This is a genomic window from Actinoplanes sp. NPDC051851 (genome assembly GCF_040681165.1).
Classification (GTDB): domain Bacteria; phylum Actinomycetota; class Actinomycetes; order Mycobacteriales; family Micromonosporaceae; genus Actinoplanes.
Map to the genome: position 1 here is coordinate 139,598 of NZ_JBFAYF010000009.1, position 12,518 is coordinate 152,115.

Annotated in this window: 9 protein-coding genes; 5 read left to right on the top strand and 4 right to left on the bottom strand. The window is 72.2% G+C overall.

What is annotated here, in order from left to right:
- The first annotated feature begins 29 nt into the window (after positions 1-29).
- Positions 30-1,127: a hypothetical protein gene (locus AB0M08_RS11995; RefSeq protein ID WP_364491884.1), complete on the top strand. Its 1,098-nt coding sequence runs from the start codon at positions 30-32 to the stop codon at positions 1,125-1,127.
- On the opposite strand, the gene AB0M08_RS12000 is transcribed toward AB0M08_RS11995, so the two are convergent.
- Positions 1,047-1,274 (bottom strand): hypothetical protein, encoded by a 228-nt coding sequence (locus AB0M08_RS12000; RefSeq protein ID WP_364491886.1) that lies wholly within the window; start codon positions 1,272-1,274, stop codon positions 1,047-1,049. The two genes, AB0M08_RS11995 and AB0M08_RS12000, sit on opposite strands and share 81 nt — an antisense overlap.
- A 263-nt stretch (positions 1,275-1,537) precedes the next feature.
- Between AB0M08_RS12000 and AB0M08_RS12005 the strand changes: the two genes are divergently transcribed.
- Positions 1,538-3,643, top strand: coding sequence for an SRPBCC family protein (locus AB0M08_RS12005; protein ID WP_364491887.1), 2,106 nt, complete (start codon positions 1,538-1,540; stop codon positions 3,641-3,643).
- Positions 3,640-5,208 (top strand): AMP-binding protein, encoded by a 1,569-nt coding sequence (locus tag AB0M08_RS12010; RefSeq protein WP_364491889.1) that lies wholly within the window; start codon positions 3,640-3,642, stop codon positions 5,206-5,208. Before AB0M08_RS12005 ends, AB0M08_RS12010 begins: the two co-directional genes overlap by 4 nt.
- A 1,034-nt stretch (positions 5,209-6,242) precedes the next feature.
- Here AB0M08_RS12010 and AB0M08_RS12015 read toward each other — a convergent pair.
- Positions 6,243-6,791 (bottom strand): hypothetical protein, encoded by a 549-nt coding sequence (locus AB0M08_RS12015; protein ID WP_364491891.1) that lies wholly within the window; start codon positions 6,789-6,791, stop codon positions 6,243-6,245.
- Positions 6,792-6,873: 82 nt separating this feature from the next.
- Here AB0M08_RS12015 and AB0M08_RS12020 point away from each other — a divergent pair, with 82 nt between their 5' ends.
- On the top strand, positions 6,874-8,142 hold the full coding sequence (locus AB0M08_RS12020; protein WP_364491893.1) for a GDSL-type esterase/lipase family protein: 1,269 nt from the start codon (positions 6,874-6,876) through the stop codon (positions 8,140-8,142).
- 591 nt (positions 8,143-8,733) lie between these two features.
- On the opposite strand, the gene glpK (AB0M08_RS12025) is transcribed toward AB0M08_RS12020, so the two are convergent.
- Together glpK (AB0M08_RS12025) and AB0M08_RS12030 are read right to left on the bottom strand one after the other, a co-directional pair.
- Positions 8,734-10,209, bottom strand: a complete 1,476-nt coding sequence (glpK, locus tag AB0M08_RS12025; RefSeq protein WP_364491895.1) for a glycerol kinase GlpK — start codon at positions 10,207-10,209, stop codon at positions 8,734-8,736.
- On the bottom strand, positions 10,206-10,967 hold the full coding sequence (locus AB0M08_RS12030) for an IclR family transcriptional regulator (RefSeq protein ID WP_364491897.1): 762 nt from the start codon (positions 10,965-10,967) through the stop codon (positions 10,206-10,208). Before AB0M08_RS12030 ends, glpK (AB0M08_RS12025) begins: the two co-directional genes overlap by 4 nt.
- A gap of 83 nt (positions 10,968-11,050) precedes the next feature.
- Between AB0M08_RS12030 and glpK (AB0M08_RS12035) the strand changes: the two genes are divergently transcribed.
- Positions 11,051-12,511: a glycerol kinase GlpK gene (gene glpK, locus AB0M08_RS12035; protein ID WP_364491899.1), complete on the top strand. Its 1,461-nt coding sequence runs from the start codon at positions 11,051-11,053 to the stop codon at positions 12,509-12,511.
- Positions 12,512-12,518: the final 7 nt, after the last annotated feature.

The window sequence follows — 12,518 nt, forward strand, 5'->3', positions numbered from 1 at the left end:
AAAGCGAAATCACTTAGAGTGAGGAAAGAATGACGGCGCTTGATGGGTGGGGGGCACCTCACGGCGCACGGCACAGTGCGGGCCCGGCCGGCGCACGACCAGCGGACGCACGGCCGCCGGGCATTCCCCGGCCCCGTAATCAGCGCCCGGTCCCGGACGACCAGGCCTGGCTGCGGCGCCTCGCCGCGACCGGCGGGCTCGGCACCGTGTCACCCGCCGACCGGCGCCGCCTCTACCGGGCGGCGTACGCGGTGGCTCACCCGATCGTGTTCGACGTGGTCACTCGCCGCGTCGAGCAGCGCCGCGGGCACCCGCACTGCGCCCGCAGTCTGCGCAATCTGGACGGGCCCTGTCTCGACGCGTTCTACGACGACGTCGAGGCCGTCGTCGAGCACCTCCTCGCCGCCACCGTGCCGATCGACGACCTGGAGGGCTGGCTCGCCAGCCGTGCGCTCCACGCGACGATCGACGGTCACCGCCGCCGCCGGGGCGAGCGCGGTGCCCTGCAGCGGCCCCGGATGAGCCGGGCCCTGGCCGATGCGCTCCCCGACCCCTGGCACCGCGAGCTGGCCCTGAAGATCCTGGTCTGGGTCGGCCTGCCCACCGGCGCCGGTACCGGCGTCTGGCCGGTCGACAGCTGGGCCCGCGACCGCGCCGTGCTCACCGGCGACCACCAGGGCAGCACCACCACCCGGGTGCAGCACGACATCGATGTGGTCCTCGGTGTCATGCGTCAACGGCCGGCATGGTACGAAGCGCACGTGGAACGCCCACTGGGACACAAGACCACGCCGGTGGCCGGAAACCCCGGCGACAACCCCGGTGACCTGCGGCCCCTCGGTCCCGTCGAGCCCGGCGAGCAGGCCGAGGCCCACATCCGGGCGGCCGCCGCCGCGGCGGTCGAGGCCATCGCCGATCGTCTGGCGCGTGGCTTCGACGTCACCCGTACGGTGGAAACCGTGCTCCGTGACTACTTCGTCGACGGCACCGGCGCCGACGAGCTGGACCGGCCCCCGCGCACCGGTGCCGGCGTGGACGAGCGCATCTCAGCGCTGTTCGCCGACCCCGCCGCGCGGGACCTCCTGACCCTCCGCGTCCTGCGGATCGTCCGCGACGCCGCCGGCTAGCTCCTCCAGCAGGCTCCGGCGGCCGGCCAGATCCGCGTCCAGGGCGGCCGCCGGTACGCCGCGTTCCCGCGCGGCCTGATAGGCCGACCGCAGCTCGTCCTCCAGGAGCCGCCGCAGTCGCTCACTCTGTTCCGGTGTCAGCTCCATCCGTCAGAGCCGCCTACCTATGATGATCATGCGTTGATTGTGCACGGCACCTCCTAGTCCGGCACGAGACATGGTCACCCATTATCTGGCGGACGGCGGCCCCTGAGCTGCCGCTAAAGCGACGGCCTCTCGGGTTGCGCGCCTCGGTTCGTTCCTGTTTGGAATGTTTCCTGTGCATTTTTCCGCGGTCATCCGGCTCCGAAGATCTTGCCGTGACCCAGCTCACTGCCCTACGGTCACGCCAGACTGTTAGGGAGTCGTCGATGCCGCTCCGTCGGATCCTCACGGTCGCCCGGACTCATCTGACCCGGCGGCCGCCCGCACCGGCCGTGCCACCCGCGATCGAACCACCCCGCCGGCTCGCCCATCCGGTGGTCGCCGTCGCCGAGGTGCCGCTGCCGCCCACGGAGGTCTTCGCCATCCTGGCCGTTCCGGCCCGGATGGCCGACTGGCTGGTCATGCACGCCGCCTGGCCGTCCGCTCCGCCCGCTGTGCTCACGTACGGGTCCGCGTTCCGGCAGCGGGTACGGCTGATGGGCACGCCGACCGAGGTGCGCTGGACGGTCGCCGGGGTGGAGCCGTCGCGGGCCGTGTGGCTCGACGGGACCGGGCCGCTGGGGATCGAGGTCGGCTTCTACCTCTCCCTGACGCCGTCCGGGAGCGGGACGATCGTGCGCTGCGACGGCGGCGTCCAGGGCGGGCCGACGGACGGGCCGCTCGGGCCGATGGTCGCCCGCAACCTCGCCGACGCGATCCAGAAGTCCCTGAACCGGCTCGCCGGCCCCACCCCGGCCTCCGCCCGTACCGACCCTGCCCGTACCGGCCCTGCCCGCGCCGAGCCGCCGCTCGCGCCAGCCTCTGCCCGGCCTGCCTCCGCCCGGCCGGTTCCTTCCGCCGGGCCCAAGCCCGCCCCCATCCGGCATCTCCGCAGCGGGGCGGAGATCGATCCCTGGGCGCCGGTCATCGTCGGCGCCGGTCAGGTCACCGATCGCGCGAGCGAGGGCGACCCGGTCTCGCTGGCGGTTCGAGCGCTGCGTGAGGCCGGGCTCAGCGCCGAGATCCTGAAAAATGCGGACACTGTGGGCTGGGTGGCGAGCGTCTCCTGGCAGTACGCCGACGCCGCCGCGCTCATCGCCGAGGCGGTCGGCGCCGCGCCCGCGGAGACCGTGCAGACCGGGCTCTTCGGCGGGGACGGGCCGCTCCGGCTGGTCAACGACGTCGCCGCCCGGATCGCGGCGGGCGAGATCGGGATCGCCCTGCTCTGCGGTGCCGAGGCCGCCGCCACCGCCGCCGCGGCCGAACGTGCCGGCCGGCCGCTCGACTGGCCGCGACAGCCCGACGGCATCGCGCCCTCCCGGGTCCTCGGCGCCGACCGGGAGCCGAACAACGACGTGGAGACGGCGGCCGGCCTGATCGCCCCGATCTACCTGTACGCCCTGATCGAGTCGGCGATCCGCACGGCCACCGGGCTGACCGCCGAGCGGCACCGGGAGCGGATCACCCGTCTCTGGGCCCGGTTCTCGGAGGTGGCGGCCGAGAACCCGTACGCCTGGCGGCCGCAAGCGCGGAACGCGGCGGAACTGGCCGCGGTGAGCGTGACCAACCGCCCGGTCGCGTGGCCCTACCCGAAGTTGCTCACCGCCGACCTGCGGGTCGATCAGGGCACCGGCCTGATCCTGTGCAGCGCGGCCGCGGCCCACGACGCCGGCATCCCGCAGGACCGGTGGATCTTCGTGCACGCCGGGGCGCACGCCGAGGACGAGTGGTTCGTGACCGAGCGTGCCGACCTGGCCACCTCACCGGCCCTCCGTGCGATCGGCGAGACCGTTCTCGATCACACCGGACTGTCCATCGGGGACATCGAGCACCTCGACCTGTACGGGTGTTTCCCGTCGGCCGTGCAGATCGCCGCCGCCGAGCTGGGACTGCCGGCCGACGATCCGGAGCGCCCGCTGACCGTGACCGGCGGGCTGACCTTCGCGGGCGGCCCGGGCAACAACTACGCGAGTCACGCGGTCGCCAACCTGGTCTCGCTGCTGCGCGCCACGCCGGACGAGTACGGCCTGGTCACCGCGGTCGGCTGGTATCTGACCAAGCACGCCGCCACGATCCTCTCCGCGCGGCCGCCCCGCTCGCCGTTCCGCGACATCGACGTGCCGGTGGTCGCCGCGACCCGCACGGCCCGGCTCACGGCGGAACCCCCGGACGACGTCGAGGCCTTCACCGTGACCTACCGGCGCGACGGCGAACCCGAGGCGGCCGTCCTCACCGCGCTCACCCCCGACGGCACGCGCCTCGTGCACCGCACCACCGACCGCGCACTCATCGACCGGCTCCTCGCCGGTGACCCCGGAAAGGGACGGCCATGAGCATCCTCGAGTCGCTACAGGCGGTGCTCCGCATGCACCAGATCGGCATCGTGAACCTGCTGCGCCCCGATCACCTGGTCCGCGCCGCCGTGCACAACGCCCGGCTCGGCCCGCAGGCCGCCCTGATCATGAAGGCCGCCGCCGAGCATCCCGACGCGCCCGCCGTCACCGACGACCGGGGCACCCTCACCTACCGCGAGCTGGACGAGCAGAGCAACGCGCTGGCGCACGCGCTCACCGCGCTCGGCCTGCCGGAACGCTCGGTGATCGGCGTCCTCGCCCGCGACGACCGGGTTCTGCCGCTGACGATCAGCGCCGCGGCCCGGGCCCGGCTCCGCCTGGTGCTGATGAACACCGGCCTCGCCCCGCAGCAGCTGGTCGAGGTGGTGGCCCGCGAGAAGGTCCGCGCGGTGATCCACGACAGCGAGTTCGCCGGCGTGGTCGGCGCGCTGGAACCGGACGTCCACCGGTTCGCGGACCTCGACGCGCTCACCGCCGGGCAGCCGGTCACGCCGCTGCCCCTGCCCGACCGCCCCGCCGGGTTCATCATCCTGACCAGCGGCACCACCGGACTGCCCAAGGGCGCACCGCGTACCAAGGTCTCCCCACTGGCGAGCGCCATGATCGCGGACCGGATCCCGTTCCCGCGCCAGGGTGCCGCGGTGATCGCCTCGCCGCTCTTCCACACCACCGGATTCGGCGCGTGGACCGTCGGCCTCTCCCTCGCCAACCATGCCGTCCTGCTGCGCCGCTTCGACGCCGAGAGCATCCTGCGGGCCATCGCCGACCACCGTGCCGCCATGCTGGTCGCCGTCCCGACCATGCTGACGCGCATCCTCGCGCTGGGTCCCTCGACCATCGCAAAATACGACACTTCCAGCTTGCGTACGGTCTTCGTCGCCGGATCCCCGCTCGCGCCGGAGCTGACGGCCCGTTTCCAGGAGACGTTCGGCGACGTGATCTACAACGTCTACGGCTCCACCGAGGTCGCCATCGCCGCGGTCGCCCAGCCCGCCGAGTCCCGCCGCGCTCCCGGCACCGTCGGAAAGCCGCCGGTCACGGTGCACGTCGCGCTCTTCGACGACGAGGGCAGACGTTTCACCACTCCGGACGTCACCGGCCGCGTCTTCGTCCGCACCGGCATCCCGTTCGAGGGCTACACCGACGGTCAGCACAAACAGATCATCGACGGCTTCATGGCCACCGGCGACCGCGGCCACTTCGACGACACCGGCCTCCTCTTCATCGACGGCCGCGACGACGACATGATCATCTCAGGCGCCGAGAACGTCTACCCGGTCGAGGTCGAGAACCTCCTGATGACCCACCCCGACGTCCTCGACGCCGCCGTCATCGGCGTCCCGGACCCGGAGTTCGGCACCCGCTTGCGCGCTTTCATCGTCCCCACCCCGTCCTCCCCCCAGAACCCCGAGGCCATCCGCGACTACGTCCGCTCCAACCTGGCCCGCTACAAGGTCCCCCGCGACGTCCTCTTCCTGGACGACCTCCCCCGAAACGCCACCGGCAAACTCCTCCGCCGCTCCCTCCCCACCGACCCCCTCTGACTCACCCCGCCCCACCCGCCCCCACCCGCCCCCGCTTCGCCCCCAGCCGCCCCCAGCCGCCCCCAGCCGCCCCCCGCTTCGCCCCCAGCCGCCCCCGGCCCGCCCTGCCCCTTGCCCGTCCTGCCCCGCCCTTGCCCGTGATCATGGGGGCTAACGTGCGGCTATGGAGATTGTGGCGGGGCCGGTAACGGTGGCGGCGTCGTCGGGGGATGGGGCAGCCCTGCCGTGGTGGCACGTTGTGGTGGGTGTGGTCATTCTGCTGTCGGCGATTGCGACGGCGCTGACGGTGTGGGTGTTGGCGCGGGGTACGCGGCGGAAGCGGTAGGCGGTGCTGTGCCCGTTGGGTCGGCATGACGGACCCTCGGCCAGCGTTCGATCATGGACGGCCGAGCGGTACCCCGCGGGCGGCGGGCTGGCGATCCGGGGTGCCTCGGGCACCCCGAGTGACCCGTGAACACCAGCCACGCCGGGAAAGCTGGCGCTCACGGGTCTCTCGAGCCTGCCGACACACCCGTGACCACCAGCCGCGAAGATCATTCCCGCGGTTGATCATGAAAGTCGACCAAGCTCGGCCGGCCAGGGCCCGCCCCGCGGGAAGGCCGCCGGTAAGGGAACCGGCCACCGGGGGAACCGGCCACCGGGGGAACCGGCCACCGGGGGAACCGGTAACCGGGGGAACCGGTAACCGGGGGAACCGGCCACCGGGGGAACCGGTAACCGGGGGAAGGTGGCAACCGAGGGAAGGTGGCGAGTGTGGGGATCTGAGGAGCTGCGTCCGGCGATCGCCCGCGCCCTGGCGACTAGGGCTTTGGTGCGGGCGATCGCCGGAGCGGTCGGTCTCACGCCGGATCGGCGCGCTCGGAGCACCTCGGGTAGAGAGTCGTTCGCGAGAACCGGGGAGACACGACGCGACAGGGCTCGGCAGCGGCAGTCCCCAACAGGGGGAATGCGCTTTCCCGGGTAACCTACGGCAACAATTCGGGAACGTCAATGAAATAACGCCCGGGTTTTTACACCGGGAGCGCAGAGACCGGTCAGGCGTGCTTCGGGCGCAGGGCGACCACCGTGAACGGGCCCCGCACCCCGGCGCTGAAGCGCTCCGCGGCACCCAGGGCCAGCCGGACCCGCTTGCGCGGCTTCATCCCGGTGCCGGCGGTCGCGTAGAGGGCACCCAGCGCCGCCCGGTCACCGCAGCCCACCGCGGCGTACCCGTCGGCGGACTGGGCCACCTGGTAGTCGTCGTACAGAGTGTAGAGACGCCCGCGGACGCCGACCAGGAAGGTGCCGCCGACCTCCTGTTCCTCCTCCTTCCGGGCGAAGCCGCCGGACTTGAGGCAGTCACGGAGCGCGTCGACGAACGTGGTCGCCATGAAACGGTCCAGGTCGGCGGCGGGCGCGGGTGGGCTGAGCGAGTACCGGATCAGCTGGCCCATCCGGAACGACGAGGTGAACCCGAACACGTAGCCGTCCTTCCGGAAGACCTTCGCGTCGGCGCGGACCGAGAGATCCATGCCGGTGACGCCGGCACTGTCGCCGCCGATCAGGACGGTGCCGCGCCGTGCGAGGCCCACAATCGCAGTCATGGCTGTCAGCGAAGGGCAACCAGCGCCGCCCGTCAATGGAGGACAGCAAACCCACAAGATCAAGTGCTTTCATCCGTACGCCATGGGACTACGACGGATCAGCACGGCCGCTCTGCTGGCGACGGCTCTCGCGGGGTGCTCGACGACCGCGGCACCCGCCGGGACCGCGGCACCCGCCGGGACCGCGGCGAGGAGTGGCGTCCCAAGCGGCGTTTCGAGTGGCGGGCCGAGTGCCGCGCCGAGCTCGTCGGACGCCCGGGAGGAGGCCTGGACCGGTACCTGGTCGGCGGCGATGCAGGACGGCGGGCGCACCTTCCGTAAACAGACACTGCGGCAGATCGTGCACACCAGCATCGGCGGGGAGAGCGCCCGGCTCCGGCTCTCCAACGAGTTCGGCACCGCGCCGCTGACGCTCGAGGACGTCTCTGTAGCCCGCCGGGTCAAGGGTGGCACGATCGATCCGGACACCGACCAGCCCGTCACGTTCGGTGGCGCCACGTCCGTCACCATCCCGGCCGGGGAGACGCTCGCCAGCGACGCGATCACGGTCGCGGTACCGGCGGACGGCGATATCGCGGTCACCGCCTACCTGCCCGAGAGGACCGGGGCGACCAGTCGGCACGCACTCGCCCTGCAGACCGCCTACCTCGTCTCCGGCGACCGGAGCACCGCCGCGACGCTCTCCGGCGCGAGCACGCTGACCTCTTACTTCTTCCTCGCCGGGCTCGACGTGGTGAACCCCGATGCGCAGGGGGCGGTCGTCGCCTTCGGCGCCTCCATCACCGATGGACTCGACTCCGGCACCGGGCGCAACCGCCGCTGGCCCAATCTTCTGGCCGACCGGCTGCGCACTTCCGATCGTACGATCGCAAGCCTCGACGCCGGAATCAGCGGCAATAGACTGACCACCGACGGTGACGGAGAAAGCGCTGCCAAGCGCTTCCAACGGGATGTCCTCGACCAGCCGGGCGTGCGCTGGGTGATCATCTCGGATGACGCGATCAACGATCTCGGTAACGGAGCGTCCGCCGGGGAGCTGACCGCCGCGCTCGGTGAACTGATCCAACGCGGTCACGACGCGGGCATCACGGTGATCTGCTCGACGCTGACGCCGTTCCGGGGCTCGGGGTACTGGACGAGCGACGGCGAGCAGGGGCGCGCGGCGGTCAATGCCTACCTGCGGAGCGCGGCGAGCGGCTGCGATGCGGTGCTCGACCAGGACACCGCCACCCACGACCCGTCGGCACCCACACGTTACCTGGGAAGATACGACTCCGGCGACCACCTGCACCCGAACGCCGAGGGTATGCAGGCGATCGCCGACGCGGTCGACCTGAGCTGGTTCTCCTGACACCCTCGCCGGGCCTCCCGCCCCGTGGCCGCAACGACGCGCGCACAGACAGCACCGGCCGGGCGCCGCGTGCACACATACGGCGCCAGCCGGGCAGCGCACGCACACGAACAGCACCGGCCGGGCGCCGCGTGCACACAAACGGCGCGGGCCGGGCCGCAGGTGCACACAAACGGCGCGGGCCGGGCCGCAGGTGCACACGAACAGCACCGGCCGAGCCGCGGGTACACACGATCAACCCGGAGCAAGGGCGGGGGCGCACGTCATCCGTGATCGTGTGCGCGTGCAGCCGTCAAAGGGGCGCCGGAGCGGCACGGACCGCGATCGTGGATCCCCAGCGCCCCAGAGACCATGATCGTGAACCCTCGCCGCCTGCGGTCCCGCACCCCGGCACGTCGAAGGTCACCAGTCAGCGTGGATCCTGGCGGTCGGCGGGTGGCTGGGGCTGAGGGGTGCGTCGAGCGGCATGAGGCGCCCCCCAGCCCCAGCCAGAAGCAGGCGCGGGCGCGGGCGCGGGGCGCGGGCGCCGGGCGCCGGGCGCCGGGCGCGGGTGCCGGGCGGCGGGGCGCGGGGCGCCGGGCGGGCGCGGGGTCAGTCGGGGGGATCGCTGAAGAAGATGGCGGAGTCGACGGCGCGGCGCCAGCGGGCGAAGGAGGTGGCGCGGGTCTGGTGGTTCAGGGTGGGGAGCCAGCGGGCGGCGCGGTGGCGGTTCGCGCGCAGGTCGCGCAGGTCGGACCAGTAGCCGACGGCCAGGCCGGCCGCGTAGGCGGCGCCCAGGGAGACCGTCTCGGCGACCATCGGGCGGACCACGGGCACGTCCAGGAAGTCGGCGACCATCTGCATCAGGAGGTTGTCCGCGGTCATCCCGCCGTCGACGTTCAGGGTGGTCAGGGCCAGGCCCGCGTCGGCGTTCATCGCCTCGACCACGTCGCGGGTCTGCCAGGCGGTCGCCTCGAGGACCGCGCGGGCCAGATGCGCCTTGGTGATGTAGCCGGTCAGGCCGACGATGACGCCGCGGGCCTCGCTGCGCCAGTACGGGGCGAACAGGCCGGAGAACGCCGGCACGATGTAGCAGCCGCCGGTGTCGCGTACCGAACCGGCCAGGGTCTCGATCTCCGCGGCGGTGCTGATCAGGCCGAGGCCGTCGCGGACCCACTGCACCAGCGAGCCGGTGATCGCGATCGAGCCCTCGAGGGCGAAGACCGGCGGGCCGGAGCCGATCCGGTAGCCGACCGTGGTGATCAGGCCGTGGGTGGAGCGGACCGGCACGTGACCGGTGTTCATCACCAGGAAGCCGCCGGTGCCGTAGGTGCACTTGGTCTCGCCGGGGTCGAAGCAGGTCTGCCCGAAGAGCGCCGCCTGCTGGTCGCCGATGGCGGCGGCGATCGGGACGCCCCCGAGCGCGGTGCCGAAGATCGAGGACGAGGACCTGATCTCCGGGAGCATGGCGGCCGGGATGTCGAAGAGGTCCAGCAGGACCGGGTCCCACTCCAGCGTGGACAGGTTCATCAGCTGGGTGCGGCTGGCGTTGGTGACGTCGGTGAGGTGGCGTCCCCCGGTCAGATTCCAGATCAGCCAGCTGTCCATCGTACCGAAAAGGATGTCGCCTTTGACTGCTTTTGATCTAAGACCCGGAGTGTTGTCCAGCAGCCAGCGGATCTTGGCGGCGGAGAAGTAGGTGGCCGGGGGCAGGCCGGTCCGCTCGCGTAGCAGGTCGCCGTCCAGATCGGCGAGCAGCGGCGCGGTCCGGGTGTCCTGCCAGACGATCGCGGGCGCCACCGGCCGGCCGGTCGCCCGGTCCCAGAGCACCGTCGTCTCGCGCTGGTTGGCGATGCCGATCGCGGCCACCTGATCCGGCCCGATGCCCGCGTGCCGGAGGGCGCGATCGATCAGCTTGCGCACGTCACGCCAGATGCGGGCCGCGTCGTGCTCCACCCAGCCCGGCTTCGGGTACGACTGCGGATGCTCGGTGCGCACCATCGCCACCACGGTCGCGCGCCGGTCGAAGAGGATGCACCGGGTCGACTGGGTGCCCTGATCGATCGCCAGGATGTAACGGTCGGTCATGATCCGGCCAGTTCCCGGGAGATGGCGCGGCCACTCGCCGTGACGTGGTCGACCACCGACGGGCGGGCCTGACCGCGCGTGTCGCAGATCCGCTCGACCGGCCCGGAGACGCCTACCGCGCCCACCACCAGGCCCCCGAAGCTGCGGATCGGCGCCGCGACACCGGCTCGCCCGGGCCGCCACTCCTCGACCTCGAGTCCCCACCCCCGGGCGCGCGTCACGCTCAGTCGCCGGTCCAGGTCGCGACGTCCGGTCACCGTCTTCCGGGTGTACGCCTCCAGCCCCGCTCGCGCCGCCGCGTCCACGGCCGACGGGTGATAGGCCAGCAGGACGTGCCCGAGCGCGGTGGCGTGCGCCGGCTGCACCGTGCCGGTCTCCATCGACTGGGCCGAGTCGTCCGGGCGGAACACGTGGTGCACGACCAGCACCCGCCCGTCGCGCAGCGCGCCGAGGTGCACCTCCTCCCCGCTCCGGGCCGCGAGGGCGTCCGCCCAGTTCAGGGCCCGTCCGCGCAGCTCGTTGGCGTCCAGCCCGCCGGTGCCGATCTCCAGCAGCCCGCGGCCGAGGCGGTAGCGGGCGGTCTGCGGGTCCTGCTCGACGAAGCCGACGTGGGCCAGGGTGCGCAGGATGCTCTGCGCGGTCGACTTGGGCAGGCCGAGCGCGTCGGCGATCTCCTTGACGCGCAGCCGGTCGGGACCCGCGGCGAGCAGGCGCAGGACGGCCGAGGAGCGCTCGATGGACTGGATCAGGCCGGGCATCGTGCGACATTGTCGCACAGTCGCCGTTGCCGCGTCCGATTCCGATCCTTAGCGTCGCGCATGTCAGGCAACCGGGAGGCACAGTGGCGGACTTCGTCGGCGCGATCGATCAGGGCACCACCAGCACACGCTTCATGATCTTCGACCGGTCGGGCGCGGAGATCGGGCGTCACCAGCTGGAACACCGGCAGATCCTGCCGGCGGCCGGGCAGGTCGAGCACGACGCGCGGGAGATCTGGGAGAACACCCGCAAGGTGATCGACGGGGCGCTGGCGAACGCCGGCCTCGTCGCGACCGACCTGGCGGCGATCGGCATCGCGAACCAGCGCGAGACGGTCGTGCTCTGGGACCGGGTCACCGGTGAGCCGGTCGGGAACGCGATCGTCTGGCAGGACACCCGGACCGCGTCCATGCTGCCGGAACTGGACGCCTCCGTGCTGCGCGAGCGCACCGGCCTGCCGCCCGCGACCTACTTCTCGGCGACCAAGGTCAAATGGCTCCTCGATCAGGACCCTGAGATCCGCAGAAAAGCGGAAAAAGGGGATGTCAAGTTCGGCACCATGGAGAGCTGGCTCATCTGGAACCTGACCGGCGGCCTGCACATCACCGATGTCACCAACGCCAGCCGGACCCAGCTGATGAACCTGTCCACCCTGGACTGGGACCCCGTCCTGCTCGACATCTTCGACATCCCGGCCGCCATGCTCCCGGAGATCCGGTCGTCGGCCGAGATCTACGGCACGGCGCTCGGCGGGGTGCCGATCGCGGCGGCGATCGGGGACCAGCAGGCGGCGCTCTTCGGGCAGACCTGCTTCGACCCGGGCGACGCCAAGTGTACGTACGGAACCGGGAACTTCGTGCTGCTCAACACCGGGACGACGCCGGTCCGGTCGACGCACGGGCTGCTCACCACGGTGGCGTACCGGTTCGGGGACGAGGCGCCGGTCTTCGCGCTGGAGGGTTCGGTCGCGGCGACCGGCTCGGCGATCCAGTGGCTGCGCGACCAGCTCGGCATCCTGGAGTCCGCGTCCGACAGCGAGACCCTGGCCGCCACCGTCGAGGACAGCGCCGGGGTCTGCTTCGTGCCGGCCTTCTCCGGGCTGTTCGCCCCGTACTGGCGGCCGGACGCGCGGGCCGCGATCGTCGGGCTCTCCCGCTTCCACACCGCCGCGCACATCACCCGGGCCGCGCTGGAGGCGATCTGCTACCAGACCCGGGACGTGGTCGCGGCGATGGCGCAGGACTCCGGTACGGCGCTGGACTGCCTGCAGGTGGACGGCGGGATCACCGCGAACGCGCTCTGCATGCAGCTGCAGGCCGACATCCTCGGCGTCCCGGTCAGCCGCCCGGCCGTCGCCGAGACCACCGCGCTGGGCGCCGCGTACGCCGCGGGCCTGGCGACCGGCTTCTGGACGAACCGCGACGAGCTGCGCGCCAACCGGCACGAGGACCGGCGCTGGGAGCCGTCCTGGACCGCGGAACGGCGTACCGAAGGAACCACCCGCTGGAGCGCGGCGATCAACCGCACCCTCGACTGGGTCTAGGGAAGGA

Excerpts from the sequence above, each read along its gene's own strand:
- AB0M08_RS12015 (WP_364491891.1), bottom strand. The coding sequence starts at position 6,791 with ATGACTGCGATTGTGGGCCTCGCACGGCGCGGCACCGTCCTGATCGGC.
- AB0M08_RS11995 (WP_364491884.1), top strand. The coding sequence starts at position 30 with ATGACGGCGCTTGATGGGTGGGGGGCACCTCACGGCGCACGGCACAGT.
- AB0M08_RS12005 (WP_364491887.1), top strand. The coding sequence starts at position 1,538 with ATGCCGCTCCGTCGGATCCTCACGGTCGCCCGGACTCATCTGACCCGG.
- AB0M08_RS12000 (WP_364491886.1), bottom strand. The coding sequence starts at position 1,274 with ATGGAGCTGACACCGGAACAGAGTGAGCGACTGCGGCGGCTCCTGGAG.
- AB0M08_RS12010 (WP_364491889.1), top strand. The coding sequence starts at position 3,640 with ATGAGCATCCTCGAGTCGCTACAGGCGGTGCTCCGCATGCACCAGATC.
- AB0M08_RS12030 (WP_364491897.1), bottom strand. The coding sequence starts at position 10,967 with ATGCCCGGCCTGATCCAGTCCATCGAGCGCTCCTCGGCCGTCCTGCGC.
- AB0M08_RS12020 (WP_364491893.1), top strand. The coding sequence starts at position 6,874 with ATGGGACTACGACGGATCAGCACGGCCGCTCTGCTGGCGACGGCTCTC.
- glpK (WP_364491895.1), bottom strand. The coding sequence starts at position 10,209 with ATGACCGACCGTTACATCCTGGCGATCGATCAGGGCACCCAGTCGACC.